Annotated in this window: 22 protein-coding genes; 10 read left to right on the top strand and 12 right to left on the bottom strand. The window is 69.4% G+C overall.

Features of this window, described 5'->3' with window-relative positions; all coding sequences use genetic code 11:
• Positions 1-158: 158 nt before the first annotated feature.
• Positions 159-1745, top strand: coding sequence for an alkaline phosphatase (locus ACE3SS_RS10310; RefSeq protein ID WP_374593578.1), 1587 nt, complete (start codon positions 159-161; stop codon positions 1743-1745).
• A 6-nt stretch (positions 1746-1751) separates the two neighbouring features.
• Here the strand turns inward: ACE3SS_RS10310 and ACE3SS_RS10305 are convergent, their stop codons facing one another.
• The 4 genes from ACE3SS_RS10305 to ACE3SS_RS10290 are packed head-to-tail and all read right to left on the bottom strand — an operon-like array spanning position 1752 to position 5420.
• On the bottom strand, positions 1752-2171 hold the full coding sequence (locus tag ACE3SS_RS10305) for a universal stress protein (protein ID WP_374593576.1): 420 nt from the start codon (positions 2169-2171) through the stop codon (positions 1752-1754).
• A gap of 43 nt (positions 2172-2214) precedes the next feature.
• Positions 2215-2997 (bottom strand): metallophosphoesterase, encoded by a 783-nt coding sequence (locus tag ACE3SS_RS10300; RefSeq protein ID WP_374593574.1) that lies wholly within the window; start codon positions 2995-2997, stop codon positions 2215-2217.
• 35 nt (positions 2998-3032) lie between these two features.
• Positions 3033-3794, bottom strand: coding sequence for a UPF0149 family protein (locus tag ACE3SS_RS10295; protein ID WP_374593572.1), 762 nt, complete (start codon positions 3792-3794; stop codon positions 3033-3035).
• Between the two features lie 60 nt (positions 3795-3854).
• The gene (locus tag ACE3SS_RS10290) at positions 3855-5420 is read right to left on the bottom strand and encodes a methyl-accepting chemotaxis protein (protein ID WP_374593570.1); all 1566 of its coding nucleotides are present in this window, start codon (positions 5418-5420) and stop codon (positions 3855-3857) included.
• Positions 5421-5659: 239 nt separating this feature from the next.
• Between ACE3SS_RS10290 and ACE3SS_RS10285 the strand changes: the two genes are divergently transcribed.
• Positions 5660-6451, top strand: a complete 792-nt coding sequence (locus tag ACE3SS_RS10285) for a spermidine synthase (protein WP_374593568.1) — start codon at positions 5660-5662, stop codon at positions 6449-6451.
• On the top strand, positions 6424-7185 hold the full coding sequence (locus ACE3SS_RS10280; protein ID WP_374593566.1) for a YoaK family protein: 762 nt from the start codon (positions 6424-6426) through the stop codon (positions 7183-7185). The genes ACE3SS_RS10285 and ACE3SS_RS10280 overlap by 28 nt, the downstream gene beginning before the upstream one ends.
• A gap of 4 nt (positions 7186-7189) precedes the next feature.
• On the opposite strand, the gene ACE3SS_RS10275 is transcribed toward ACE3SS_RS10280, so the two are convergent.
• The 3 genes from ACE3SS_RS10275 to ACE3SS_RS10265 form a co-directional block, all read right to left on the bottom strand.
• On the bottom strand, positions 7190-8812 hold the full coding sequence (locus ACE3SS_RS10275; protein WP_374593564.1) for an FAD-dependent oxidoreductase: 1623 nt from the start codon (positions 8810-8812) through the stop codon (positions 7190-7192).
• Between the two features lie 2 nt (positions 8813-8814).
• Entirely contained in the window at positions 8815-9327 is a 513-nt protein-coding gene (locus ACE3SS_RS10270; RefSeq protein WP_374593562.1) for a hypothetical protein, read from the bottom strand.
• A gap of 257 nt (positions 9328-9584) precedes the next feature.
• Positions 9585-11456 carry a phosphoenolpyruvate carboxykinase (GTP) gene (locus ACE3SS_RS10265; RefSeq protein ID WP_374593560.1) on the bottom strand — a complete coding sequence of 624 codons (1872 nt, stop codon included), beginning with the start codon at positions 11454-11456 and terminating at the stop codon, positions 9585-9587.
• Between the two features lie 464 nt (positions 11457-11920).
• Between ACE3SS_RS10265 and ACE3SS_RS10260 the strand changes: the two genes are divergently transcribed.
• Together ACE3SS_RS10260 and ACE3SS_RS10255 are read left to right on the top strand one after the other, a co-directional pair.
• Positions 11921-12796: a hypothetical protein gene (locus tag ACE3SS_RS10260; RefSeq protein ID WP_374593558.1), complete on the top strand. Its 876-nt coding sequence runs from the start codon at positions 11921-11923 to the stop codon at positions 12794-12796.
• Between the two features lie 25 nt (positions 12797-12821).
• On the top strand, positions 12822-13430 hold the full coding sequence (locus ACE3SS_RS10255) for an MOSC domain-containing protein (RefSeq protein WP_374593556.1): 609 nt from the start codon (positions 12822-12824) through the stop codon (positions 13428-13430).
• A 15-nt stretch (positions 13431-13445) separates the two neighbouring features.
• Here the strand turns inward: ACE3SS_RS10255 and ACE3SS_RS10250 are convergent, their stop codons facing one another.
• The 3 genes from ACE3SS_RS10250 to ACE3SS_RS10240 are packed head-to-tail and all read right to left on the bottom strand — an operon-like array spanning position 13446 to position 15755.
• Positions 13446-14375 (bottom strand): 5'-nucleotidase, encoded by a 930-nt coding sequence (locus ACE3SS_RS10250; protein ID WP_374593554.1) that lies wholly within the window; start codon positions 14373-14375, stop codon positions 13446-13448.
• Between the two features lie 30 nt (positions 14376-14405).
• The gene (locus ACE3SS_RS10245) at positions 14406-14720 is read right to left on the bottom strand and encodes a hypothetical protein (RefSeq protein WP_374593552.1); all 315 of its coding nucleotides are present in this window, start codon (positions 14718-14720) and stop codon (positions 14406-14408) included.
• An 18-nt stretch (positions 14721-14738) separates the two neighbouring features.
• Positions 14739-15755 carry an AAA family ATPase gene (locus ACE3SS_RS10240; RefSeq protein WP_374593550.1) on the bottom strand — a complete coding sequence of 339 codons (1017 nt, stop codon included), beginning with the start codon at positions 15753-15755 and terminating at the stop codon, positions 14739-14741.
• 372 nt (positions 15756-16127) lie between these two features.
• Between ACE3SS_RS10240 and ACE3SS_RS10235 the strand changes: the two genes are divergently transcribed.
• The 5 genes from ACE3SS_RS10235 (at position 16128) to ACE3SS_RS10215 (ending at position 21702) form a co-directional block, all read left to right on the top strand.
• A complete protein-coding gene (locus ACE3SS_RS10235; RefSeq protein WP_374593548.1) occupies positions 16128-17432 on the top strand; it encodes a pectin acetylesterase-family hydrolase in 1305 nt (434 codons plus the stop codon).
• A gap of 164 nt (positions 17433-17596) precedes the next feature.
• Positions 17597-18736 (top strand): aminotransferase class I/II-fold pyridoxal phosphate-dependent enzyme, encoded by a 1140-nt coding sequence (locus ACE3SS_RS10230; protein ID WP_374593546.1) that lies wholly within the window; start codon positions 17597-17599, stop codon positions 18734-18736.
• Between the two features lie 7 nt (positions 18737-18743).
• A complete protein-coding gene (locus ACE3SS_RS10225; RefSeq protein ID WP_374593544.1) occupies positions 18744-19451 on the top strand; it encodes an alpha/beta hydrolase in 708 nt (235 codons plus the stop codon).
• Positions 19444-20190 (top strand): methyltransferase domain-containing protein, encoded by a 747-nt coding sequence (locus ACE3SS_RS10220; RefSeq protein WP_374593542.1) that lies wholly within the window; start codon positions 19444-19446, stop codon positions 20188-20190. The genes ACE3SS_RS10225 and ACE3SS_RS10220 overlap by 8 nt, the downstream gene beginning before the upstream one ends.
• A gap of 183 nt (positions 20191-20373) precedes the next feature.
• Positions 20374-21702, top strand: coding sequence for a pectin acetylesterase-family hydrolase (locus ACE3SS_RS10215; protein WP_374593540.1), 1329 nt, complete (start codon positions 20374-20376; stop codon positions 21700-21702).
• Here the strand turns inward: ACE3SS_RS10215 and ACE3SS_RS10210 are convergent.
• Positions 21677-24259 (bottom strand): cation-translocating P-type ATPase, encoded by a 2583-nt coding sequence (locus ACE3SS_RS10210; RefSeq protein ID WP_374593538.1) that lies wholly within the window; start codon positions 24257-24259, stop codon positions 21677-21679. The genes ACE3SS_RS10215 and ACE3SS_RS10210 overlap by 26 nt on opposite strands.
• 1 nt (position 24260) lies before the next feature.
• A partial coding sequence (gene mgtA, locus ACE3SS_RS10205) for a magnesium-translocating P-type ATPase (protein ID WP_374593536.1) occupies positions 24261-25930 on the bottom strand: 1670 nt, incomplete at its 5' end.

Raw genomic sequence — 25930 nt, 5'->3', positions numbered from 1 at the left:
GGGTCGGTCGAGGATGGGTCCTGGCTCATGGGAGGGTCTCCGGTTTTGATCGATGGTTTTGATTATCGGCAGCCGCGTCAGGTGTCACCTGATCGTCAGCGGGACGCGCGCTGATTTTCATGGCAATGCCCACCGCGCACGACACAATCGACGGGCTCATGAACCGACGTCGTCTGCTTTCCCATCTCAACCGGGCCGCTGCCGCCTGGGCCCTGCACAGCCTGTTCGCGCCCCTGCATGCCTCGGCGGCGCTGCGGCAGCCCCCGCTGCAACAGTGGCCGGGCCGGCGCGATCCGTTCACCCTGGGCGTGGCCAGCGGCGAGCCGCGCGACGACCGCGTGGTGCTCTGGACGCGCCTGGCGCCGCAACCGCTGCTGCCCGATGGCGGCCTGCCCGCCCAGGCCATCGCCGTCAACTGGGAGCTGGCCGACGACCCGCGCTTTGCCCGCATCGTGCGCAGCGGCGGCACCGTGGCGCTGCCCGAGCACGCGCACAGCGTGCACGTCGAGGTGGCGGGGCTGCGCCCGGGCCGCGTCTACTTCTATCGCTTTCTGGCCGGCGGGCAGGCCAGCCCCACCGGCCGCACCCGCACCGCTCCGGCGCCCGACGCCGACGTGCAGCGGCTGCGCCTCGCGCTGGCGTCGTGCCAGCACTACGAACACGGCTACTTCGCGGCGCACCGCGAGATCGCCAGCCGCGACCTCGACTGCGTGCTGTTCGTGGGCGACTACATCTACGAGACCAGCGATCACCACCAGCTCACGCGCCGGCACCTCACCCCCGCGCCGCACGATCTGGCCACCTTCCGCCAGCGCTACGCCAGCTACAAGCTCGACCCCGACCTGCAGGCCGCCCACGCCGCCCACCCCTGGCTGCTGACCTGGGACGACCACGAGGTCGAGAACGACTACTACGGCGAGCACTCGGGCACCAACATCCCCGACGCCGTGTTTGTGCAGCGCCGCGCCGACGCCTACAAGGCCTACTTCGAGCACCAGCCGGTGTCGCCGGCCCAGGTGCTGGCGGCGCAGGCGCGCATTCAAGACCGCTACGTGTGGGGCCAGCTCGCCGAGCTGTGGACGCTGGACACGCGCCAGTTTCGCGACGAGCACGCCTGCACCACCCGCGAGAAGCACGGCGGCCGCATGGTCTGGAACTGCGCCGATCTCGACGCCCCGCAGCGCACGGTGCTCGGCGCCGCGCAAGAACAATGGCTGGCCGGCGGGCTGGCCGTCAGCCAGCGCACCTGGAAGCTGATCGGGCAGACCACGCAGATGTCGCCCTCGACGGTGGACGTGCCGCCGCTGGGCCACGGCGTGCTCAATGAACTATGGGACGGCTACCCCGCCGCCCGCGCCCGGCTGCTGCGCTCGATCGCCGAGCCGAACGTGCAGAACGTGCTGTGCCTGGGGGGCGACGTGCACCGCCACGTCGCGGCGCGCTTGCGGCTCGACCCGCGCGACCCGCGCAGCCCGGTCGTGGCCAGCGAATTCGTGTGCAGCTCGATCACCAGCCACGGTCTGCCGGAGTGGGCCACCACCCTCATCGAGCGGCAGAACCCCGACACCGTGCACATCCGCGCCGACGAGCGCGGCTACGCGCTGCTCGACATCACGCCGCGGCAGGCGGTGTGCGAGTTTCGCGCCACCGCGCACCCGGTGCAGCCCCAGGCGAAGCTGTACACGCAAGGGCGCTGGGTCGTGGAGGCCGGCGCGGCCACCACGCTGGGCCCCCAGCGCGCCTGAAACGAATCAGCGGATCAGCAGCACCGGCGTGCGGCAGGCCGCCAGCACGCGGGTGGCGGTGGAGCCCATCACCAGCCCGGCGAAGGCGCCACGGCCGTGCGAGCCCATGATGACGAGGTCGTGCCCGTTGCCGGCCTCGGTGGCGATCTCGTCGCCCGCGTTGCCCAGGCGGTGGATGTAGGTGGCCTTGAGCTGGTGCTGGGCGATGAAGGCCTGGATCGGCTTGAAGACGGCCTCGGCCTGGTCCTTGTCGTAGTTGCGCAGGAATTCGGGGTCGAGAAACTCCATCGCGTGCGGCGGGATCGGCGGCACCACCGTGAGCACGGTGTACTCGTGCTTGTTGCCCAGCCACTCATCGTGCGCCGCCAGCCAGGCCAGCATGTGTTTGGTGTGGTCGCTGCCGTCTACGGGCAAGAGGATCTTCATTTGAGGCACTCCTTTTTCGCCAGAACCGTGGCAAGCCTTCAGCTTACACCTCGATCGTGAAAGCGCCATCGTGGCCGAGCGACTCGCCCTTGCGACCATGCCCGCGCGCGTTCGACACCACGCGCGTCGAACGCCCGGCGCCGTGCTCGACGCGGTAGTCGTGCCGGCAATGCAGGTGGCCGTGCAGCCACGCATCGGCCAGCGGCAGCAGGTCGTCGTCGGCGTTGCAGAAGCTGGCGGTGCCGGGCTGGCGGCCGTAGCGCGGGTCGGCGCTGCGCAAGCTCGGGCCGTAGTGGGTGATCGCCACGGTGGCGTCCCAGGCGAGCTCGTCGGTGGGCGACTTGGCCAGCTCGGCGGCCAGCCAGGCGCGGCAGCTCAGGGCTTCGTCGCGCACGGCGGCGGGGTCGAACAGCTGACCGCGCCGCGTGGCGCGCATCACCTTGACGAAGTAGCTGGCGGCCCGCATGGCCCGCTCGCGGTGCACCTCGCCGAACAGGTCGAAATCGCACCAGCGCGTGGTGCCGACGAAGCGGATGCGTCGGCCGTCCGCCCCGCTGATGACCGCGCTCTCGCGCTCCAGCAGGCGCAGGCCGAGTTGCTCGCAACGCTCGCGCAGGGCCGGCCAGGCGTCGGTCCACTCGCGGCCGTCGAACTCGTGGTTGCCGGCCACGAACAGCACCGGCACCGGCCAGCGGGCAAAGGCGTTCAGCCCGGCCCAGGTGCTGTCCACATCGCCGGCGATCACCAGCAGCTCCGCCCCCGGCGCGGGCTCGGGGGTGAAGACTTCGGTTTCGAGGTGCAGGTCGGACAGCAGCTGGATACGCATGGCGCCGCAGCGAACGAGCGCTGCTCAGCGAGGACTCAGCCTTGCGAGGCGCCGTGGCACTGCTTGAATTTCTTGCCGCTGCCGCAGGGGCAGGGGTCGTTGCGGCCGACCTTGGGCTGGTCGCGCACCACGGGCACCACGCGGTGGCGCTCGGTGATGCCGATGTGGGCCAGGTCGATCACGTCGAACACCAGCGCCTCGATGGCTTCGTCCATGTTGCGCAGCGGGTGCTCGTCGTCGAGCGCCTTGGTCATGGCCTGCTGGGTTTCGTCTTGCGCCGGCAGGTGGCGCCAGAGCGAGTCGAGCAGGTCGGGCACGCCCTCGCGGCCCATTTCTTCGAGCGCCGTGAAGTTGGCCAGCGCCCACTCGAAACCGGCCACCCAGTAGCCCAGGCCTTCAAAGGCTTCCTTGCCTGTCACGGGGTTGCCGTCGTCGTCTTCGATCACCGGCACGATGGGGTCGAACCAGCCGTCTTCGACGATGGCGCGGTGCAGTGCTTCCTTGCGGCGGGTGACGAGGCTCACCAGACGCTCGTGCTTGGCCGGATGCCAGTCGGGCGTGTCGGCGCCGAGCGTTTCGCCGGACTCGCCGAAGATCGGGCCCCACCACTGGGCCGACTCGATGTGCACCGGCTGCACGAGGATGCCGCAGAGGTAGCCGTCGAGCATCACCGCGTCCATGGCCTCGAAGGGCGCCGGCACGGCGGCCAGCAGGTCGTCGAGTTCGTGGATTTCGGCCTCGCTGAGGTCGCCTTGCGCAGCGGCCTTGGCGGCCAGGGGAGCTTGATGCGGTTTCATGGGCGCCATTGTCCTACGGACGGCTGGCGCCCCTCAAGCCGGTGGCCCGCGCCGAGAGGCTCAGCGCCCGGTGGTGAAGGCCGAGATCGAACCGAGCATGCGGTCGGCCTGCTGGCGCAGGCTTTCGGCGGCCGCCGCCGATTCTTCGACCAGCGCGGCGTTTTGCTGCGTGGCCTGGTCGAGCTGGCTGACGGCCTGGTTGACCTCGCCCAGGCTGGTGCTCTGCTCGATGCTGGCCGCGCGGATCTCGTTCATCAAGTCGGTGACGCGGCGCACCTGGGTCTGCAGCTCGCCCATCGTCTGGCCGGCGTCGCCCACCAGGCCCGCGCCGGTGTTGACGTGCTCGACGCTGTCGGTGATGAGCGTCTTGATCTCCTTGGCGGCGTTGGCCGAGCGCTGCGCGAGGTTGCGCACCTCGGACGCCACCACGGCAAAGCCGCGCCCCTGCTCGCCGGCGCGCGCCGCTTCGACGGCGGCGTTGAGCGCGAGGATGTTGGTCTGGAAGGCGATGCCGTCGATCACGCCGATGATCTCGCTGATCTTGTGGCTCGAGTGCTGGATCGTCTGCATGGTGCTGACCACGCGGCCCACCACGTCCGAGCCGCGCTCGGCGGCGCTGGCCACGCTGTCGGCCACGGCCGAGGCCTGGCGCGCCGAATCGGTGTTGTGCTGCACGTTCTCGGTGAGCTGCTGCATCGAGGCCGCCGTCTGCTGCAGGCTCGACGCCTGGTGCTCGGTGCGGCTCGACAAGTCCTGGTTGCCCGCCGCGATCTGGCCCGAGGCCGAGGTGACCGATTCGGCCGCCGCGCGGATGTCGTCGATCACGCCGCGCAGCTTGCTCTGCATTCCGTCGAGCGCGCGCGCCAGCTGCCCGAGCTCGTCGTTGCGACTCGTGTCGATGCGGTTGTCGAACCGGCCCGCGGCCACGCGCTCCGTCACGCTCATGGCCACGCCCAGCGGCACGGTGATGGATCGGGTGATCACCCAGGCCGCCAGCGCGCCCACCGCGAGGCTCAGCAAGGCCATGCCCCCCAGCATCGACAGCGCCAGCTGGTAATCGGCGTGGCCCGTCTTCACCGCTTCGGCGGCCAGATGGTCGTTGTATTCGACGATCTTCTTCATGGCCTCGTCGGCGGCCGAGAAGATGCCGAGCTCGGGGCCGCCCACGTAGTCGCTCACCGACTTCAACTTGGCGGGGTCGCCGTTGGCCGCATCGAGCTCGCCGCGCACTTTCTCGAACGACGCCACGGCCGCGAGAGCGGTTTCGCGCGAGGCCGTCCAGAGCCGTCGGTCGGTTTCGTCGGACAGCAAGTCCTTGCCGTAATGTTCGTGCTGCGCTTGGAAGTCTTGCCAAAATTCGTTGAACTTGCCGACGGCGGCCTTGCGCTTGTCGGGGTCGTGATCGGTCAAGAGCCGCAACTCCCAGCGGCGCATCTGGTGCATGTCGTTTTGCATCCGGCTCGCGGTCTGGATCGACGGCACCGACTTGAGCGCCACGTCGTCAAAGTTCCGCTTGATCGCGTTGACCTGCCAGCCGCCAAACGCCGCCATCAGCACGGCCAGCAGCAGCACAAGCGCAAAACCCAGGCCCAGTCGGGACCCGACCCGCAAATCGTTGAATTTCATGTCCAGAGCTCCTGGCGAGCCGCCGGTCGCCCCTGCACCAATTCAGAAGGCCCGCTCGCTCCGACAGTTTCGGCAATAGCCCGGCGAGCAAAAGCCCGATAAGCGGGCAATAGTTGCGCTTCCTGCGCTTCAGTGCACCGGCGTGCAAGCCGATGACCGGGCCTCGCCGCAATGGAGCGCGTTGCCGCGCACCCTAAAATGCCCGCACGATGCACGAATTCGATTCCCACCGGCAGTTCATGCATTTGTGGAAGGAAGCCCTGGTCGGCAAACCCTTCGTCGATCAGCAGGGCACGCTGCTGTCGCTGTACTTCGACATCTCGGCGATCCAGAGCCAGATGAACGTCGAGGACCCCACCGAGCTGGTGCTGCCCTACTCGCAACTGATGATGGGCTTCTGGCTCTTTCAGCCCGCGCCGCGGCGCATCGGGCTGGTGGGGCTGGGCGGCGGCTCGCTGGTGAAGTTCATCCACCGCTACCTGCCCGAGGCCCGGCTCGACGTGGCCGAGCTCAACCCCGACGTGATCGCCATGCGCGAGCAGTTCTGCGTGCCGCCCGACGACGCCCGGCTGCAGGTGCACGCCCTGAACGGCGCCGTGATGGTCAAGCACCTGCCCGCGCAACTCGGCGCCCCGCTCGACGCCCTGCTGCTCGACGGCTACAGCGCCGACGGCATCCCGCACGCGCTGTCCACGCCGGCCTTCTTCGAGCATTGCCGCAGCGCGCTGGGCGAGCACGGCATGCTGGTGTCCAACCTGTCGGCCGACGAGCACCGTGGCGACGCCTACTTGCAGCGCGTGCGCCGCGCCTTTCGCAACGTGGTCACGGTGCCCAGCGACGATGGCGGCAACCGCGTGGTGTTCGCCACGCGCGGCCCGGCGTTCTCGCCCCCGCGCGACGCCCTGGCCGCCCGCGCCGAGGCCATCCGCCTGCACAGCCGGCTCGATCTGCGCGGTCTCGTCAAGGAGCTGACGGCTCGCCTGCCGGCGCCCCCCACCACACCATGCCCGCCCACTACCTCCGCCGGCTGACCGGCCCCCAACGCGACCAGGCCGCCAACCGGCACCTGGGCTACTCGCTCACCTTCATCGCGGGCGCGGCCAACGCGGGCGGCTTTCTGGCGGTGGGGCAGTACACCTCGCACATGAGCGGCATCGTCTCGGGCATGGCCGACGCGCTGGCCCTGGGCAACCTGTGGATGGCCGCGGCCGCGGTGGTGGCGCTGGCCGCGTTCGTCGGGGGCGCGGCCACCACCGCCGTGCTGACCAACTGGGCGCGGCTGCGTCAGCTGCGCAGCCAGTACGCGCTGAGCCTGCTGCTCGAGGCCGCGCTGTTGCTGGTGTTCGGCATGAGCGGGGCGTTTCTGGCGACCCAGCGCGAGCTGCTGCTGCCGGCCACGGTGGTGCTGCTGTGCTTCATCATGGGCCTGCAAAACGCGATCATCACCAAGATCTCGAAAGCCGAGATCCGCACCACGCACGTCACCGGGCTGGTCACCGATCTGGGCATCGAGCTGGGCAAGCTGGCGTACTACAACCGCGCGCGGTGCTCCCCCAGGCAGCAGGTGCGGGCCAATCGCGACAAGCTGGGGCTGCACCTGCGGCTGCTGCTGAGCTTCGCGTCGGGCGGGCTCGTCGGCGCGCTCGCGTTCAAGCACCTGGGCTTCTCGGCCACCCTGCCGCTGGCCGCCTGGCTGACCGTGCTGGCCGCGCTGCCGGTGCTCGACGATCTGCGCGCCTACTGGGCGGCGCGGTACATGCGCTGAAGCCTCAGCGCCCCGCCGCCGCTCGCAAGGTGGGCAGGGTCGCCCGGGCCGGCATGCGGCTCATCGCCCGCTCGGCCATCGCGGTGATGGTCAGGCTCGGGTTCACGCCCAGGTTGGCCGGCACGGCGGCGCCGTCCACCACGTACAAACCGGGGTAGCCGAACACCTCGTGATTGGCGTCGATCACGCCGTGCTCGGGCGTGTCGGCCACCACCGCGCCGCCCAGGATGTGCGCGGTCACGGCGAGGTCGCCCACGCTCTCGAGCACCGGGCAGATGGCCTCGCCGCCGCTGAGCCGGGCCATCGTCTGCGCGATCTGCGTGGCTTGCGGAATGAAGGCCGGCGACGCGCTGCCCGGCGCCCGCTGCGTGGCGAGCTGCCAGCGCCACGGCCGCCACCACGAGCGGCGGTGCACGAAGGCCAGCTCGGAGTCGACGTTCTGCATCACCGTGAGCGTGACGGCGCGGCCGGGCCAGTCGCGCGCCAGCCAGTTGGCCAGCGGCAAGCCGGGTCGGCGCAGCAGCGCCAGCAGCGTCTTGCGGCGGCGCTCGGCCGGGCTGCGCGCCTCGACCACCGGGCCGCTCGTCCAGCGCATGTAGGCAAAGCTGGCCGGAAAGCGGTTCTGCGTGACGTGGGTGTTGGCGTCGGCGTAGTAATGCGTGGTGATGCACGCGCCGTCGGCATTGCCCTTGTTCCCCTTGGGCAGCAGCACGCCGACGATCGATTCGCTGTTGGTGCGTACATGCTGGCCCAGCGCGGACGACAGGCGCGGCAGCGTGCGGGCCCCGTCGCGGCAGTGAAACAGCAGTTGCAAGGTGCCCACCACGCCGGCGGCGACGATGACCTTGCGCGCCCGGTACGCGGGCGTGGCCGCCCCGCCGAAGCTCGGCCGCGTCGTCACCACATAACCGCCGTCGGCCTGCGGCACGATGCCGGTCACCGTGGTTTCGGCGAACACCTGCGCGCCCTGCCGCTGGGCGAGATGCAGGTAGTTCAGGTCGAGACTGTTCTTGGCACCGTGGCGGCACGCAGCCAGGCACTCGCCGCAATGCTGACAGCCGTGGCGCGCCGGGCCCGCCCCGCCGAAATACGGATCGACGCCCTCGCCGCGCTGCCCGAAGTAGATGGCCTGCGACTCGATGCCGGCGAAGGTGTGCCCCGCGCCCAGCGCCTCGGCGGTGCGCTGCAGCAGATGGTCTTGCAAGCCGCGCGCCGGGTTGGCGCCCGCGCCCAGCATGCGCTCGGCTTCGGTGTAGTGCGGCGCCAGCGCCTGCTGCCAGTCGGACTCGGCTCGCGGCCAGGCGGCCGCCGCGAACGTGGCCGCCGGCGGGCGCAGCAGCACCCCGGCGAACACCTGGCTGCCGCCGCCCACCGCCACGCCGCCCACCACGGCCACGTGGCGAAACACCCATTGCGTGAAGTAGCCGCGCAGCCCCAGGCCCGGCGCCCACATCAGCTTGCTCAGCCGCCTGGTGCCGGCCTCGATGTCGGCGGGCTGCAGGCGACGACCGCGCTCGAGCACCGCCACGCGGTAGCCCTTCTCGGTCATGCGCAGCGCGCTCACCGCGCCGCCGAAGCCGCTGCCGATGATGACGCAGTCGAAGTCAGGGAGGTCGGGGGTGGCCATGGTCAACGCGCCGCCGACTGAGGCGGGCTCAAGAGAAACGGAAAGTGCAGATGCCGCAGCAGCGGCAGCTCAAGGTGCATCAGGCCGAGCCAGCAGCCATCGGCCAGCGGGCGCAGCTCGTCGATCGTCCAGCGCCACGGCACGCCGGCGGTCGGCGGGTAGTGCAGGCGCACGGCGGGTTGGCCATCGACCCCCGACGCCTCGATGCGCGGCTGCATCGCCAGGGCCTCCAGCAAGTCGGCCCGGTCGCGTCGCGCCACCAGGTTCACCGCCCCGCCCACCGTGAAGCGCTTGCCGCACCAGCCCGCCAACCCGGTCAGGGCCAACGAGGGCGAGGCACTCCAGCGCAGCCAGAACGGCCCGATGAATTCGGCGCGGTAGTCACCCGGCTGCGGCAGCGCCCCGGGGTTGGGCAAGCGCCCGAACACGCCCGGATAACGCAAGAACCCGAGGCGCCGCACGCCCTCGGCCCGCAGGCCGCCGCGCGGCCCGTTGCTGCTAGCTGAATGCGCCACCATGCCGTCCTCGCTCGACTCCGCTTGCCTGTCGGTTGACCGGCAGTCAGTTTAAGAGCCGACGCGCGGCTTGAGCATCCGACGCAGCCCCGAATGGAATACCCGCAGACGGCGCCCTGCCCTGATCAGCCAATCGCTGGAGGCGCATGACCGCGCTGGCCGGGCGGGCGCGCGGCGGGCAAAGGCCGGGCCCAACGAAAAACGGCCCCGCAGGGCCGTTTTGTCGTGACGCGATGAAGTGCGTTCAGGCAGCGCGATCAGGCCGCCAGACGCTGGGCCAGCTTGGCCTTGGTGGCGGGCATTTCGGCCGGCAGGTTGTGCGCCAGCTTGGTGAAGAGCTCGTCGTGCAGAGCCAGCTCTTGCGTCCAGGCAGCGGTGTCGATGCCGATGACGGACTGGAACTGCTCCTTGGTGAAGCTCATGCCGTTCCAGTTGATGTCTTCGTAGGTCGGGCTGATGCCGAAGGCGTTTTCCACGCCGTTGGCCTTGCCTTGCAGACGACCCAGCATCCATTCCAGCACGCGCATGTTCTCGCTGTAGCCGGGCCACACGAACTTGCCGTCGGCGCCCTTGCGGAACCAGTTCACGCAGTAGACCTTGGGCAGCGCGTGACCAGCGGCTTGCAGCTTGGCGCCCAGGTTCAGCCAGTGCTGGAAGTAGTCGCTCATGTTGTAGCCCATGAAAGGCAGCATGGCGAACGGATCGCGGCGCACCACGCCTTGCGCGCCGAAGGCGGCGGCGGTGGTTTCGGAGCCCATGGTGGCGGCCATGTAGACGCCTTCGGTCCAGTCGCGGGCTTCGGTCACCAGCGGCACGGTGGTCGAGCGACGGCCCCCGAAGATGAAGGCGTCGATCGGCACGCCGGCGGGGTTGTCCCACTCGGGGTCGAGCGCCGGGTTGTTGGTGGCCGCCACGGTGAAGCGGGCGTTGGGGTGCGCGGCCTTGGTGCCCTTTTCCTTGGCGATGGCCGGCGTCCAGTCGTTGCCTTGCCAGTCGATCAGGTGCGCGGGCAGCTCGTCGGTCATCGATTCCCACCACACGTCGCCGTCGTCGGTCAGGGCCACGTTCGTGAAGATCACGTCGCGGTCGAGCGACTTCATGCAGTTGAAGTTGGTCAGGGTGTTGGTGCCCGGGGCCACGCCGAAGTAACCGGCCTCGGGGTTGATGGCGTAGAGCTTGCCGTCGGCGGCGGGCTTGATCCAGGCGATGTCGTCACCGATGGTGGTGACCTTCCAGCCGTTGTAGCCAGCAGGCGGGATCAGCATCGAGAAGTTGGTCTTGCCGCAAGCCGAGGGGAAGGCGGCCGCCACGTGGTACTTCTGGCCTTCGGGGTTGGTCACGCCCAGCAGCAGCATGTGCTCGGCCAGCCAGCCCTGGTCACGGCCCATGGTGGAGGCGATGCGCAGCGCGAAGCACTTCTTGCCCAGCAGCGCGTTGCCGCCGTAGCCCGAGCCGTAGGACCAGATTTCGCGCGTGGCGGGGTAGTGGACGATGTACTTGGTGTCGGGGTTGCAAGGCCAGGCCGAGTCTTGCTGACCGGCTTCCAGCGGGGCGCCCACGGTGTGCACGCAAGGCACGAACTCGCCATCGGTGCCCAGCACGTCGATCACGCCGCGGCCCATGCGGGTCATGAGCTTCATGTTGACGGCCACGTAGGCCGAGTCGGACAGCTCGACGCCGATGTGGGCGATGTTGGAGCCCAGGGGGCCCATCGAGAAGGGGATCACATACAGCGTGCGGCCCTTCATGGCGCCCTTGAACAAGGCGGGGGTTCCGTCAGGCTTGCCGGTTTGCAGCAGCTGGCGCATTTCGGCGGGGTCGCACCAGTTGTTGGTGGGGCCGGCGTCTTCCTTGCGGTCGGCGCAGATGAAGGTGCGGTCTTCGACGCGGGCCACGTCGGACGGGTGGGTCCAGGCCAGGTAGGAGTTGGGGCGCAGCTCGGGGTTGAGCTTCTTGAACGAGCCGGCGGCCACGAGCTGGGCGCACAGGCGGTCGTATTCTTCGGTGCTGCCGTCGCACCAGACGATGTCTTTAGGTTGCAGCAGGGCGGCCATTTCGGCCACCCAGGCAATCAGCTTGGCATTTTTGACATAGACAGGTGCGTTCACCTGTGCAGCAGCGGTCGTCATGAGAAGTGCTCCAAAGTAAAAAAACAGAATCTCGACAAGACGCACCATCTGGGGCACTGCACCGAAGCGCACGCACTGCAGCAAAATGACGCCTTCTCGGGAGCCTGCTTTTTTGTGCGGCGCAACCTTCGTCGCCGCATTAGCAAGAGACAGGGTCTGAGAGGGGGAATGCGAGTTTAGTTCACCCGTCCGGGCCCCGGCGAGGGTTTGCCTCCCCTGCCTCCGGGGGGCCGCGTAAAGCAGTTTTGCAAGTTCGCGCACGAATCCGCATCACACCCACGATCGCGTTGAACCCGTCACGCCGCAACGGAGGTGAGCACCCACCAACCAATCGATTGACGGCACGAAGCCCACCACCAAGGGCCGGATTGCGCGACGCCCGAGTCACTTCACAATAGACCCCCTCGTCTGCATCGGTTTAAACACCAGCCGGTTGGCCCGGCACCCAAGGAGGCTTCGCGAAGATGGATCGCCGACATTTCCTGGCAGGCAGCGCCGCCGCGCTCGCCTTGGCCCAAGCCCACGCTCAACGCGACCCGGTGCTGCGCGCGCCGCTGTCGCTCGACCAGCTGCCGCCGCCCGGCGCCGGCAAGGGCGAGCCCTTCGTGTTCGGTGTCGAGACGATGATGGTCGAGAACGGCTTTGCCGACTACATCCGCAAGGCCATCGCCCGCGATGTGGGGCTGGCGGTCGATATCGTCTCGGGCCCCAGCGTCGATCTGCTCGACAAACTCGAAGCCGGCACCCTCGCCGCCGCGCTCACCAACGCACCCAACCGCGAGGCGATGCTCGACAAAAAGGGCCTGATCATCGGCTACCGCCCGGTGGTGGTGACCACCAGCGTGCTGCTCGGCCCGCCCAAGGACCCGGCCGGCATCAAGGGCATGAGCAACCTGGCGCAGGCCTACACCCGCCTCGTCGAAATGGGCAACCAGACCGCCACCCAGGTGCAGACCGGCCAGGCCGACGGCTGCGGCTACGTGGCCCAGGGCGAGAACTCCGGCACGCGCGACCTCGAAGCGGGCTTGTTCAAGCCCGCCGGCGCCAAGGCCAGCGGCGCGTGGCTGCGCACGGCTCCGGCCGGCAGCCTGAGCGCCGTCAAGCTCGCCAGCCAGTGGCCGGTGGGCGGCGCCTACACCCTGATCGAGCAAAGCGTGCTGGCCCGCGCCGGCAGGATCCCGCTCAAGCCGGTGATCGACGGCATCCCGACCACCTACACCGTGGCGCGCTCGTTCCGCTACACGCACCCGGCGGCCAACATGCTGATGGGCTGGCTGGTCACCACCACCGGCAAGCAGGCCATCAACGGCTTCAAGCACGGCTACCGCACGCCCACCTGACCGCCCCCCGGATCGACCTCGCTCCATGCCTCGCCGCGTCGCCCGCCTGCTCAGCATCAACACCGCCCGCGCCGCGCCGCTCGTGATCGAGGGGCGGCGGGTGATGAGCGGCATCGGCAAGCGCTCGGCGAGCTCGCTCGACGCGCCCGAGCGGCTGGCCGTGAAGCCGCTCGGCATCGACGGCGACGAACAGGTGGACGCCTGCGTGCACGGCGGGCTATCGAAAGCGGTCTACGCCTACCCGAGCGAGCACTATCCGTTCTGGCAGACGGTGCGCGCCCAAGCCCAGGTGGCCGGGTGGGACGAGCCCCTGCCGCACGGCATGATGGGCGAGAACCTCACCCTCAGCGGGCTGCTCGAAGGTGACGTGTGGGTGGGCGACGTGCTGCGCTTTGCCGACTGCACGCTGGCGGTGAGCGAGCCGCGTCGCCCCTGCTACAAGTTTCAGCACGTGATGGGCTTCAAGCACGCGCTGAAGATGATGGCGCAGTCGGGCTTCAGCGGCTTCTACCTCGCGGTGCGCGTGCCGGGCACGCTGGCCGCCGGCGAGAGCTTCGAGCTGATCCCCGGGCCGCGCGAGGTCAACATCCGCGAGCTGTTCCTGGCCAAGATGCGCAAGGACGCCGCCAGCTGAGGCGGCCTATCGCGCTCAGCCCTGCTGGTGGCGACGCGGCGCGAGCGGGATGGCGTTCGATACGCCCGAGGCGACATGCCCCGCCGGCACATGCGGTGCCGCGCCTTCGACGTGGCCGGTCTGGTCATCGAAGAAGAAGTCGGGCTCGAACTCGCGCAAGAACTCGCCCTTGGCCAGGCCACCGAGGAACATCGCCTCATCGACCTCGATGCGCCAATCCATCAAGGTGCGGATGGCGCGCTCGTGCGCCGGGGCGCTGCGCGCCGTGACCAGCGCGGTGCGGATGCGCTTGTCGGCCGTGCCGGCCTGTTGCAGGCGATGCAGCGCTTCGAGCAGCGGCTTGAACGGCCCGGCGGGCAGCGGCTTGGCGGCGCGCTCGCGCTCGTGCTGCACGAAGGCGTCGAGCCCCGCGCTCTGGTAGACCTGCTCGGCCTCGTCGGAGAACAGCACGGCGTCGCCGTCGAAGGCGATGCGGACTTCGTTGGGGTAGGCGTCACCGGCCCGCGCCGCATGCGGCAGCACGCGCGCCGCCGGCACCCCGGTAGCCAGCGCTGAGCGCACATCGGCCTCGTTGGCAGAGAGGAACAGATTGGCGTGCAGCGGCCGCAAGTAGCGCCACGGCGCCCGGCCGCGCGTGAACACGCCGCGCTGGATGGGCAGACCGTAATGCTGCGCCGAACGGAAGGCGCGCAGGCCCGACACCGGGTCGTTGCGCGACAGGATCACCACCTCGACGCGCGCCGCGTCCGGCGTGTTGAACGCCAGCAGCTTCTGCACCAGCGAGAACGCCACGCCGGGGCGCGCGGGCTGGTCGAGCCGCTGCAGTTGCAGGTTCATGTAGGCACGGTCGTCTTGCGCTTCGAAGAGGTGGTTCTCTTCTTCGAAGTCGAACAGGGCGCGCGAGGAGATGGCGACGACGAGTTGTCCGTCCAGCGTGGCAGGCATGGGGCGATGATAGTGATTCGGTGAAGGCGCTCAGTCGCGGTCGTCCGACCAGTTGGCGACGCGCTTCTTGAGGTCGTCGAGCAGCTTGCGCACGTCGGCGCTGTTCTTGAGCGTGTGCAGCGCCCAGTCGGGCGAGCGCGCCAGCTTCCTGGCCACGCGGGCCTCGATGGTGTCGCCCGCCACGCGCAGCTCCAGGGCCGGCAGTCCGCCGAGCTCGAAGCGCACCGGCTCGCCGCCCGCGCGCTCGCTCAGCGGCCGCAACTCGCGCAGTTGGCGGCGCAATTGCACCAGGGCGTCGGCAGGCTTGAAGGCCGGCGGGGCGAAGAAGTCGTTTGGATCGCTCATCGCCGCCAGCCTAGCAGGCTACTGCACAAACCCGATCGGCGCGCGCTTGGCCGAGGCGCTGGGCAGGTCGGCTACCGCGATGCTGTAGCGGCCATCGAGCTTGGCGTTGCCGAAGGCGGTCATCCAGGCGCGGCGCATTTCGCGCGGGGCGAGTTCGCTCATGGCGTCGAGCACCACCTCGCCGGGCTCGGGCTCGAAGCGCTTGCCCCAATCGTGCTCGGCGCGGATGCCGCGATACAGCTTGGCCGCGATCTTGCGTGCGGCGTCGCGGTCGGGCATCTGCACTTCGTAGACATTCATGCGGTTCAGGATGGGGTCGGGGATGGCGCGCGCCTCGTTGGCGGTGGCCACCCAGATCACCTGGCTGGCATCGATGGGCACTTCGACGAATTCGTCGGTGAAGCTGCCGGCGGTGTCGTGCTCGAGCAGGCTGTAGAGCGAGCCGAGCGGGTCGTAGGCCTGTTCGCCGCCAGCCTTGTCGATCTCGTCGACCACCATGACGGGGTTGGCGTATTGGCCGTCGACCAGGGTCTCGAAGACCTTGCCGGGGCGCGCACCCTTCCACTGGCTCGACGCGCCCGACAGCACCCAGCCGGCGGTGAGCGAGCTCATCGACAGGAAGCCGTAGCCGGTGCCGAGCAGCTTCGAGATCTCGCGAGCAAAGTGGGTCTTGCCCACGCCCGGCGGGCCGAGCAGCAGCATGGGGGTGATCTCGAGCGCGTCGCGGCTGTCGTGGCACAGCGCGAGCTGGCGCTTGAGGTCGTCGAGCACGTCGGTGAAGTTGGGCAGCTCGTCGTAGAGGTGCTCCATGTCGGGCAGGCCGGAGGGTTTGACCTGGAAGCGCTCGGGGCCCTTTTCGAGCATGCGCTCGTAGGTGGCGCGCAGCGCTTCGTGCTCCTTGCGGGGCAGCTTCTCGAGCCGGCGCTCGACTTCGTCGAGGCGGTAGAGGCTGCGCATGTGAGCGATCGGGATGCGCCCGCTGGCACGGTCGCCACGTTCACGTTGCACAGGCACGAGATCGGTGGAGGTCGTCATGAACTGCCCCTTCGCATTCCAAGCTGATCCATCACCCGACCAATGCGTCGAAGATGGATCGACACGTTTTCATTGAAGCAAATCGTGGGCCGCCTGCTGCCGCAAACAAACCCGCAAAGGCCGGGCATTTTCGGCAGGCATGCCACACGCCGCACCGCCATCGAATTTGCTGGATCTGCCCAACCTAGGGTCTTCACGCAGGGGGTTCTCCTCCCCGCGAATGGGCACCACAACGGGAAATCCCGCAAGTCAGATTGCCAACTCCTGCACACACTGCAGGCTCGTTCAGGAGCCCCGTCAGCCGTGTGGACACCGGCCGACGCACACCACACAACCGGCTCCGGACGCGCCCACACCAACCGAGGAGACACCATGACTGCACTGCGCTCTGCCGCGAAGCTTGCCAGCGCCCTGACGCTCGCCGCGCTGATCCCCGCCACCGCGATGGCCGGCTACTACACCTGGGACACCGTGACCCCCGCCGCCTCGACCGGCGCCTCGTGCGGCAACGGCACGCCCTACCGCTTCTTCGTCAACCGCGCGCTGTTCACGACCAAGACCGTGATCGTGTTCGAAGGCGGCGGTGCCTGCTGGGAGCAAAAGCCCTGCCAGGGCATCTTCAAGTCGGGCATCCTGGGTGCCACCAACGCCAACGGCGTGGCCGCTGACTACATGACCAACGTGATCGCCGCCACGCTCAACGGCGGCGCCGCGCTGGGTGGCCTGGTCACGCCGTTCTCGGCGCGTATCGACCCGCTGCAAAGCGTGCAGACGCAAAGCTGGAACATCGTCTACGTGCCCTATTGCACCGGCGACGTGCACACCGGCAACAAGGTCAACGTCTACGCTGACGCCGACGCCGCCAACCCCACCACCTACTACCACCGCGGCTACCCCAACGTGAAGGCGCTGGCTTCGTGGCTGGGCGCCAACCTGCCCAACCAGTCGCAAGTGCTGGTCACCGGCTTCTCGGCCGGCGGCGTGGGCTCGACCGCTGCGTACGACGCCATCCGCTCGGCCATGAAGGCCAAGAAGACCGCGCTGCTGGCCGACTCCGGCCCGCTGATGCAGGCGCCGCGCAACGGTTCGCCTGATGTGTACCCCTCGGTGCTGCTGCACAACACCATCCGCGAGAAGTGGGGCCTGGACGTGCCCAACGGCATCGTGACCGAGCTGATCGGCAAGTACCCGACCAAGGGCGACGTGAACAACCTGGGTTCGCTGACCGCCGCGCTGCCGCAGGCCTACCCGAACGACCGCATGAGCTTCCTGAACTTCCAGATGGACGGGATCTTCTCGGCCTTCTCGTATCAGAAGTTCTTCCCCGAGATCGCCGCCGCGCCGTCGGGCCCGGTGCGTGACGCGCTCATCAACGCCAAGTGGGTGCCCGAGCTGCAGAGCTGGATCAACGCGCTCAAGCCCTACAGCAACGTGGGCTACTACATCCCCTACGAGCGTGAAGTGATCAAGTCGCACACGCTGACCACGGTCACGTTCGGCGGCACCGGCATCGCCGAAGCCAACATCAAGGATCTCAACGTCGTGGTGGACAACCTGCTGGGCGGCACGGGCACCCCGATCCGCGCCTGGGAGACCGCCAAGAACCCGCAGAACACGCCGAACAACAGCCTGTTCGATCAGCTGTCGAACATCATCTGGAAGTTCGCCGGCCTGTAAGTCGTCGGCTCGACTCCGCGCGGCGCCGTTGATCCGGTAGTCGCACGCCACGGCCCGCGGGTGCGCTCGCGGGCCGTGGCGTTTCATAGAATGGCCGCCCAACCTGCCGAACGCCTCCAACGGGCGCGGCAGCACGCAGCAACCGGCACCAGACAACGGCGGGCATGACGGCTTTTCTCAACGCTTACGAGCGCCACGTGCAGGCGCTGGCCGCGCAAGGCCTGCGCCGCGAATTGCCCGACACCGGGCAGCGCTGGTGGGCCGATTTTTCGAGCAACGATTACCTCGGGCTGTCGCGCCACCCTCGCGTGATCGACGCCGCGCACGCCGCGCTGGACCGCTACGGCACGGGCGCCACCGGCTCGCGGCTGCTGTCGGGCAATCTCGATCTGTACGAAGCCTTCGAGGCGCGCATCGCGGCCGACAAGCACGCCGAGAGCGCGCTGATCTTCGGCGCCGGCTACCAGGCCAACGCCACCGTGCTGGCCGCGCTGGTGAACGCCAAGGTGCTGGGCGCCGAGCCGCTGGTGTTCGCCGATCGGCTCAACCACGCCAGCCTGCATCATGCGTTTCGGCTCACGGGGGTGCGGCAGCTGCGCTTTCGGCACGCCGATCTGGCCCACTTGCGCGCGCTGCTCGAACAGCACGCCCACGGCGATCAGCCCAAGTTCATCGTGGCCGAATCGGTGTTCGGCATGGACGGCGACGCGCTCGACGTGCCGGCGCTGGCCGCGCTGGCGCGCGAGCACGGCGCGCTGCTCTATCTCGACGAGGCCCACGCCACCGGGGTGCTGGGCGAGCGGGGTTACGGCCTCACGGCGGCGCCGGGCGCGCGCGTCGATGTGGCCATGGGCACTTTCAGCAAGGCGCTGGGCGGCTCGGGCGCCTACATCGCGTGCCCCCGGGCGATCAAGGATTACCTCGTCAACACCTGCACCGGCTTCATCTATTCGACGGCGCTGTCGCCCGTGGTGGTGGCCGCCATGCAGGCCGCCTGGACGCTGCTGCCCACGCTCGATGCCGAGCGGGCGCGGCTGCAGCAGATGGCCGCCGATCTGCGCGCGCGGCTGCAGGCACGGGGGTTCGACACCGGCGCATCGAGCACGCACATCGTGCCGGTGATCCTGGGCGACGAAGCCCGCGCGCTGCGCGCCCGCGATGCGCTGCGCGCGCGCGGCATCAACGTATCGGCCGTGCGCCCGCCCACCGTGCCGCCGCACACGGCGCGCTTGCGCCTGGCGCTCAACACCGGGCACACGCCGGCGCACCTCGATGCGCTGGTTGAGGCCCTGGCCTCGGTGTAGCCGCAGCATGGCCGCGATCGGTTGGGTGTTCGTGCACGGCTGGGGGTTGGACGCGGGCTTCTGGCAGCCGCTGCGCGCGGCGTTGTCGGCCCAGCCGGGGGCTTGCGGCGCCGGCGTGCAGCATGCGCTGGACGCCGGCTACTTTGGCGCGGCGGGCCCTCGCATCGATTGGGCCGCGGCCTCGCGCTGGATTGCCGTGGGGCACTCGCTGGGCTGGGCGCGCGCCTGGCTGGAGGGGGCGACCGAGGCGCCGCCCGGCGGCTGGGCGGCCAGCGTGAGCGTGTGCGGCTTCACGCGGTTTTGCGCCACCGCGCCCGGCCAGAGCGGTCAGGCCACGCGCGTGGTCGATCGCATGGTGCGGGCGTTCGATCACGACGCGTCGGCGGTGCTGCGCGATTTTCTCGCCCGCTGCGGCCTGCCGGATCTGGCCTCTGCGGCGTCCACAACGCCAGACACCGCCGGCTTGCGCGCCGATCTCGCGCGGCTGCGCGATCTCGATCTGCCGCCCGCGGCATGGTCGGCGGTGCCCTTGCTGGCGCTGGCCGCGCGCGACGACGCCATCGTGTCGCCCGCGCTCACGCACGAGTGTTTTGGCGCCGCGCCCCGCGCCCGGCTCGCGTGGCACGACAGCGCCGGCCACGCCCTGGGCCGCATCCACGCCCACTGGTGCGCCGAACACCTGCAGCGTTTTGTGCAAGAGTTGCCGCATGGATAAAACCCGCGTGCGGCATCACTTTGCCGCTGCAGCCCACAGTTACGACGCGCACGCCGTGATCCAGCGCGCGGTGGCGCAACGGCTGGCCGACGCGATCGCGGCGCGCTGGCCCACGCTGGGCGAGGTGATCGAGGTGGGCTGCGGCACGGGCAACCTCACGCGGGCCTTGCTGCGGACCGACGCCGCCGCGCGGATCGTGGCCACCGACTTGGCGCCGGCCATGCTCGACGTTTGCGCTCGACAACTCGGCGCCGAGGCGCGCGGGCGCGTGCGCTACGCCGTGGCCGATGGCGAGACGCTGCAGGCTCCGGCTGGCGCGCTGGTCGCGTCGAGCCTGGCGTTTCAGTGGTTCGACGACCCGCTCGCGGCGGTGCGGCGCCTGCACGCGCAGGGCGCGCGGGTGGCGGTGGCGACGCTGGTGGACGGCACCTTCGACGTCTGGCGGCAGGCGCACGCGCGATTGGGTCTCGAAGATGGCGTGCTGCCGCTGCTGGACGAGCCCGCCTGGCGCGCGCAGGCGCAGGCGCTGGGCGCGCAGGTGACGTTCGACACGCTCAGCCAGCCCTTTGACGATCCGCTCGATTTCGTGCGGGCGCTCAAGGGCATCGGCGCGGGCACGCCCCGCCCCGGGCACCGCCCCGTGCCGCTGGCCCGCGTGCTGCGGCAGTTTCCGCAAGGGCTGGTGGCGCGCTACCGCGTGGCCTACTGGCTGTCGGCGCCGCCCGAGTCGGCGGCCTGATCCGGCGGGTCGCGCCCCGCCGCCAGGAACCCCTGGCGACCGGTATGCAAGGTGTATGCACCGGAGCCCCCATTCGCCTGTGCGGAAAACGTTGATTGCCGCGAGGTGACGCGGTTTCGATACTGCGGCAGCCTGATCCCCTTTCTGGCGACGCCCCTCCCTTTTCAGCACAGGAGACCCCTCATGACCGCATCGTCTTCGCATGCCGGCTGGCGCGGCGCCGCCCGCACGGCCCTTCGCGCCCTGGCCCTGACCACATTGATGCCCCTGGTGGCTTCGGCCACCAGCTACTACAGCTGGGAAGCCGTCACCCCCGCCGCCTCGACCGGCGCCTCGTGCGGCAACGGCTCGCCCTATCGCTTCTTCGTCAACCGCGCGCTGTTCACCAGCAAGACGGTGATCGTGTTCGAGGGCGGCGGCGCCTGCTGGGAACAGAAGCCCTGCCAGGGCATCGCCGCCGCGGGCATCCTGGCCGCGACCAACCCGAACGGCATCGCCACCGACTACATGACCAACATCATCGGCTCGACCGCCGCTGGCGGCTTGTCGGCCGGTGGCCTGGTGACGCCGTTCTCGGCCCGCATCGACCCGCTGACCAGCGTGCAGACGCAGAGCTGGAACATCGTCTACGTGCCCTATTGCACGGGCGACGTGCACGCCGGCAACCAGGTCAACGTGTATGCCGACAGCGACCCCACCAAGCCGCTGACCTACTACCACCGCGGCTACGTCAACGGCAAGGCGCTGGCCGCGTGGCTGGGCGCCAACCTGCCCAACCAGTCGCAAGTGCTGGTCACCGGCTTCTCGGCCGGCGGCGTGGGCTCGACCGCCGCGTACGACGCCATCCGCACCGCGATGAAGGCCAAGAAGACCGCGCTGCTGGCCGACTCGGGCCCGCTGATGCAGGCGCCGCGCAACGGCTCGCCGGACGTGTACCCCTCGGTGCTGCTGCACAACAAGATCCGTCAGGTCTGGGGGCTGGACACCCCCACCGGCATCGCCACCGAGCTGATCGCCAAGTACCCCGGCAAGGGCGACATCAACAACCTCGGCTCGCTGACCGGCGCGCTCGCCGCCGCCTACCCGAACGACCGCATGAGCTTCGCGACCTTCCAGATGGACGGCGTGTTCTCGGCCTTCTCGTATCAGAAGTTCTTCCCCGAGATCGCCGCCGCGCCGTCGGGCCCGACGCGCGACGCGCTCATCAACGCCAAGTGGGTGCCTGAAGTGGCGAGCTGGATCAACGCGCTCAAGCCCTACGGCAACGTGGGCTACTACATCCCCTACGAGCGCGAGGTGGTCAAGTCGCACTGCCTGACCATCATCACCTTCGGCGGCACGGCCATTGCCGAAGCCAACCTCGACAGCATCGGCAAGGTGGTGGACAACCTGATCGACGGCAGCGGCACGCCGATCCGCGCCTGGGAAACCGCCAAGAACCCGCAGAACACGCCCAACAACAGCCTGTTCGATCAGTTGTCGAACCTCATCTGGCAGGCAATGGGGCTGTAAGCGCACCCGGCGTGGCGCCTACCCGCTGCCACAGCGTCACCCACAGCAGCATGGCGCCCCCCAGCAGCGCGCCTTGCCCGACCAGCGCCGCGCCGGGCACCTCGAAGCGGAACAACGTCTGCAACGGAGGCACCCACACCACCGCCAGCAAGGCCAGCAACGCGCCCGCGGCCACGGCCCACAACGCGGCGTTGCCGGCGCGCAGCTCGCGCCACGAGCGCATGCGCGAGCCCACGATCAGCGCCACATTGCCCAGCACCAGCGTGGCGAAGCTGGCGGTGCGTGCGAGGTCGAGGCTGCCGCCTTGCGAGCGCACGCCGAAGTAGGCCACCAGCACCGCCGCCAGCACGCCCAGGCCCTGCAGCACGCTGCGCAACAAGCCCTGCGAGCCGAACAGCGATTCGTCGCGCCGCCGGGGCGGGCGCCGCATCACGTCCGGCGCATCGGGCTCGGCCTCGAAGGCCACCGAGCAGGCCGGGTCGATCATCAATTCGAGAAACGCAATATGAGCCGGCAGCAGGATCAGCGGCCCGCCCATCAGCACCGGCAGCAGCGACAAGCCGGCGATCGGCAAGTGCACCGAGATGATGTAGCGCGAGGCCTTCTTGAGGTTGTCGAAGATGCGCCGACCCAGCCGCACCGCCGCGACGATGGACGAGAAGCGGTCGTCCGTCACCACCAGCGCGGCGGCCTCGCGGGCCACGTCGGTGCCGCGTCCGCCCATGGCCACGCCGATGTCGGCGGCGCGCAAGGCGGGGGCATCGTTCACGCCGTCGCCCGTCATCGCCACGACTTCGCCGTCGGCCTGCAAGGCCTGCACGATGCGCAGCTTGTGCGCTGGCGTGGCCCGCGCCACCACGCTCACGTGGCGCAAGCGATGGCGCAACGCGGCTTCATGGTCGTCGGGCGGCAAGGCCTCGATCTCGGGGCCGGTGACGCAGCCCGCGCCGTGGTCGAGCCCGGCCTGCCGCGCGATGTTGAGCGCCGTGGCGGGGTGATCGCCGGTGATCATCAGCACGCGGATACCCGCGCTGCGGCATTCGGCGATAGCGTCGGGCACCTCGGGGCGCAGCGGGTCGGCCAGGGCGACCAGGCCGAGGTAGACGAAATCGAAGTCGTGCTGGTGCCCGGGCAAGTCGCTCAGCGCCGCCGGCTCGGCATGCGTGCTGCGCGCGCAGGCCACGCCGAGCACGCGCAGGCCATCGGCGGCGAGCCGCTCGACCTGCGCGCGCATCGCGGCGATCTGCGCCGCGCTCAAGTGGCACAAGTCCGCCACCGCTTCGGGCGAGCCCTTGGCCGCGATGGCCCAGTCACCCGTCGGCCGCCCGTCCTGCAAGGCCCGCCACGCCTGCGACATCGCCAGCAGCTCGGGAGCGAGCGGGTATTCGCGCTCGATGGCCCAGTCGTCGTGCAGGTGCTCGGTGCCTGCCAGCGCGTTGCCGGCGAGCGCCTGGATGGCCTTTTCCATCGGATCGAAGGGGTCGCGGTGGCTGGCCAGCACGGCGAACTCGACCAGCGCATGAAAGTCCTCCGGCATCTCGGTGGTCGCTGCACCATCGACGCGCAACTCGGCGCCCTCGGGCGTGATGAGCCGCGCCACGCTCATGCGGTTCTCGGTGAGCGTGCCGGTCTTGTCGGTGCACAGCACGGTGGCCGCGCCCAGGGTTTCGAGCGCCGAGGTGCGTTGCGTGAGCACGTTGCGCTGCGAGATGCGCCACGCCCCCAGCGCATAGAAGATCGCCAGCACCACCGCAAACTCTTGCGGCAGCAACGCCATCGACAGCGAGATGCCAGCCAGCAGGCCTTGCAGCCACTGGCCGCGCCACAGGCCCTCGATCACCACCACGACGAGGCTGGTGAGCACCACCCCGATGGCGAGGTGGCGGATCATGCGGCGCGTGGCCACCTGCAGCGGGCTCGGCCCGGCGTCGAGATCGCGCAGCGCGCGGCCGATACGGCCCATCTCGGTGTGCGCCCCGGTGGCGGTGACGCGCGCCAGGCCGTGGCCGCGCACCACCAGGCTGCCGCACGCGACCGTACCCACCACGCGCCCCGTCACGACCTTGTCGACCGGCACCGACTCGCCGGTGAGCAGCGATTCGTCCACGGCCAGGTTGCGCGCCTGCAGCAGTTCGGCATCGGCCGCCACGCGGTCGCCCTCGGTGAGCAGCATCAGGTCGCCGGGCACCACGTCGCGCCCGGCAATGCGCAGGCGCTGGCCGTCGCGCAGCACCAGCGCGCGCGGGCTGGCGAGATCGCGCAGGGCATCGAGCGCACGCTCGGTCTTGCGCTCCTGCACCAGCTCCACGCCCATCACCACGAAGACGAAGCCCAGCAGGATCAGCGCCTCGTGCACGTCGCCCAGCAGCAGGTAGACCACGCCGCAGGCGATCAGCAGCAGGAACATCGGCTCCTGCACCACATCGAGCGCCAGGTGCCACACGCCGCGCGGCAGCGCCTGCGGCAACTCGTTGCGCCCGTGCTCGCGCAGCAGGGCTTCGACCTGGGCGCTGCTCAGGCCTTGCGGGTCGGCGGACGGGGGGGTGGATATCGGCATCTCACTGCCAACCATACCGCGCCACGTAGACGCGCTTCATCACGCTGGTCAGCCCCACGTAGCCCGCCAGGATGGCCGCGAGCCACGCGAAGTAAGGCAGCGGCAGCGGCGTCATCTTGAAGGCCCAGGCCAGCGGGCCCATGGGCAGCGCCACGCCCAGCGCCATCACGGCCAGGGTCGTGAACATCAATTGCGCCGAGGCCCGGTTGCCACGCGCCAGCACCCACAGGCGCGGCGTGCGGATCATGTGCACCACCAGCGTCTGCGTGAGCAAGCCTTCGACGAACCAACCCGACTGGAACAGCGTCTGCTGCGCCGCGCTGTTGGCGCCGAATACCCACCACATCAGCGCGAACGTGAGCACGTCGAACACCGAACTGATGGGCCCGAAGAACAGCATGAAGCGGCCCAGGCCATCGGCGTTCCAGACCAGCGGACGGCGCGTGAGCTCGTCGTCCACGTTGTCGAACGGGATGCCCGTCTGCGAGACGTCGTACAGCAGGTTCTGCGTGAGCAGCTGCAACGGCAGCATCGGCAGGAAGGGCAGGAAGACGCTCGCCACCAGCACCGAGAACACGTTGCCGAAGTTCGAGCTGGCCGTCATGCGGATGTACTTGAGCATGTTGGCAAACACGCGGCGACCTTCGAGCACGCCCTCTTGCAGCACGAGCAGACTCTTTTCGAGCAGGATGATGTCGGCCGCCTCCTTGGCAATGTCCACGGCCGTGTCGACCGAGATGCCGATGTCGGCGGCGCGCAGCGCGGGCGCATCGTTGATGCCGTCGCCCATGAAGCCGACCACATGCCCCTGCGCATGCAGCGAGCGCACGATGCGCTCTTTGTGCAGCGGCGTGAGCTTGGCGAAGATGTTGTTCGCCGCCACGGCGCGGGCCAGCGCGGCGTCGTCGAGCGCATCGATCTGCGCGCCCAGCAGCGTGCCTTGCAGCGGCAAGCCCACCTCGTGGCAGATCTTGGCGGACACCAACTCGTTGTCGCCCGTCAGCACCTTTACGCTCACACCGCAATCGGCCAGGGCCTGCAACGCGGGTGCGGTGGTTTCTTTCGGCGGGTCGAGAAAGGCCACGTAGCCCATCAGCGTGAGGCCGGCCTCGTCGGCCACGCCGAACACGGTCTGCGAGGTGGGCAGCTCTTTCATGCCCACCGCCACCACGCGCAAGCCCTCGGCATTGAAAGCCGCCGCCACCTCGCGCGTGCGGGCCAGCAGCTCGGGCGTGATCGCTTCGGCGCGTTCCTCGCTGGTCTGCACCTGCGTGCAGGCCGCGAGCATTTCTTCGAGTGCGCCCTTGCAGATCAGCAGGTGGCGGTCGCCGCGCTCGGCCACGATCACCGACATGCGCCGCCGCGTGAAGTCGAACGGCACCTCGTCGACCTTGGCGTAGTCCGACGCCACGTTCAGCTCCTGGTGCACGGCCACGTTCTCCAGCACGGCCACGTCGAGCAGGTTCTTCAGGCCGGTCTGGTAGTAGCTGTTGAGATACGCCAGCTTCACCACCGCGTCGGAGTCGCGCCCGAACACGTCGGTGTGCTTCGACAAGAAGATCTTGTCTTGCGTGAGCGTGCCGGTCTTGTCGGTGCACAGCACGTCCATCGCGCCGAAGTTCTGGATGGCGTCGAGCCGCTTGACGATGACCTGCTTGCGCGACATCTTCA

The sequence above is a fragment of the Aquabacterium sp. genome (assembly GCF_041915145.1).
GTDB lineage: Bacteria > Pseudomonadota > Gammaproteobacteria > Burkholderiales > Burkholderiaceae_C > Aquabacterium.
This window is presented reverse-complemented; position numbering and strand designations above follow the sequence as displayed.

Excerpts from the sequence above, each read along its gene's own strand:
- ACE3SS_RS10310 (WP_374593578.1), top strand. The coding sequence starts at position 159 with ATGAACCGACGTCGTCTGCTTTCCCATCTCAACCGGGCCGCTGCCGCC.
- ACE3SS_RS10305 (WP_374593576.1), bottom strand. The coding sequence starts at position 2,171 with ATGAAGATCCTCTTGCCCGTAGACGGCAGCGACCACACCAAACACATG.
- ACE3SS_RS10300 (WP_374593574.1), bottom strand. The coding sequence starts at position 2,997 with ATGCGTATCCAGCTGCTGTCCGACCTGCACCTCGAAACCGAAGTCTTC.
- ACE3SS_RS10295 (WP_374593572.1), bottom strand. The coding sequence starts at position 3,794 with ATGAAACCGCATCAAGCTCCCCTGGCCGCCAAGGCCGCTGCGCAAGGC.
- ACE3SS_RS10290 (WP_374593570.1), bottom strand. The coding sequence starts at position 5,420 with ATGAAATTCAACGATTTGCGGGTCGGGTCCCGACTGGGCCTGGGTTTT.
- ACE3SS_RS10285 (WP_374593568.1), top strand. The coding sequence starts at position 5,660 with ATGCATTTGTGGAAGGAAGCCCTGGTCGGCAAACCCTTCGTCGATCAG.
- ACE3SS_RS10280 (WP_374593566.1), top strand. The coding sequence starts at position 6,424 with ATGCCCGCCCACTACCTCCGCCGGCTGACCGGCCCCCAACGCGACCAG.
- ACE3SS_RS10275 (WP_374593564.1), bottom strand. The coding sequence starts at position 8,812 with ATGGCCACCCCCGACCTCCCTGACTTCGACTGCGTCATCATCGGCAGC.
- ACE3SS_RS10265 (WP_374593560.1), bottom strand. The coding sequence starts at position 11,456 with ATGACGACCGCTGCTGCACAGGTGAACGCACCTGTCTATGTCAAAAAT.
- ACE3SS_RS10260 (WP_374593558.1), top strand. The coding sequence starts at position 11,921 with ATGGATCGCCGACATTTCCTGGCAGGCAGCGCCGCCGCGCTCGCCTTG.
- ACE3SS_RS10255 (WP_374593556.1), top strand. The coding sequence starts at position 12,822 with ATGCCTCGCCGCGTCGCCCGCCTGCTCAGCATCAACACCGCCCGCGCC.
- ACE3SS_RS10250 (WP_374593554.1), bottom strand. The coding sequence starts at position 14,375 with ATGCCTGCCACGCTGGACGGACAACTCGTCGTCGCCATCTCCTCGCGC.
- ACE3SS_RS10245 (WP_374593552.1), bottom strand. The coding sequence starts at position 14,720 with ATGAGCGATCCAAACGACTTCTTCGCCCCGCCGGCCTTCAAGCCTGCC.
- ACE3SS_RS10240 (WP_374593550.1), bottom strand. The coding sequence starts at position 15,755 with ATGACGACCTCCACCGATCTCGTGCCTGTGCAACGTGAACGTGGCGAC.
- ACE3SS_RS10235 (WP_374593548.1), top strand. The coding sequence starts at position 16,128 with ATGACTGCACTGCGCTCTGCCGCGAAGCTTGCCAGCGCCCTGACGCTC.
- ACE3SS_RS10230 (WP_374593546.1), top strand. The coding sequence starts at position 17,597 with ATGACGGCTTTTCTCAACGCTTACGAGCGCCACGTGCAGGCGCTGGCC.
- ACE3SS_RS10225 (WP_374593544.1), top strand. The coding sequence starts at position 18,744 with ATGGCCGCGATCGGTTGGGTGTTCGTGCACGGCTGGGGGTTGGACGCG.
- ACE3SS_RS10220 (WP_374593542.1), top strand. The coding sequence starts at position 19,444 with ATGGATAAAACCCGCGTGCGGCATCACTTTGCCGCTGCAGCCCACAGT.
- ACE3SS_RS10215 (WP_374593540.1), top strand. The coding sequence starts at position 20,374 with ATGACCGCATCGTCTTCGCATGCCGGCTGGCGCGGCGCCGCCCGCACG.
- ACE3SS_RS10210 (WP_374593538.1), bottom strand. The coding sequence starts at position 24,259 with ATGCCGATATCCACCCCCCCGTCCGCCGACCCGCAAGGCCTGAGCAGC.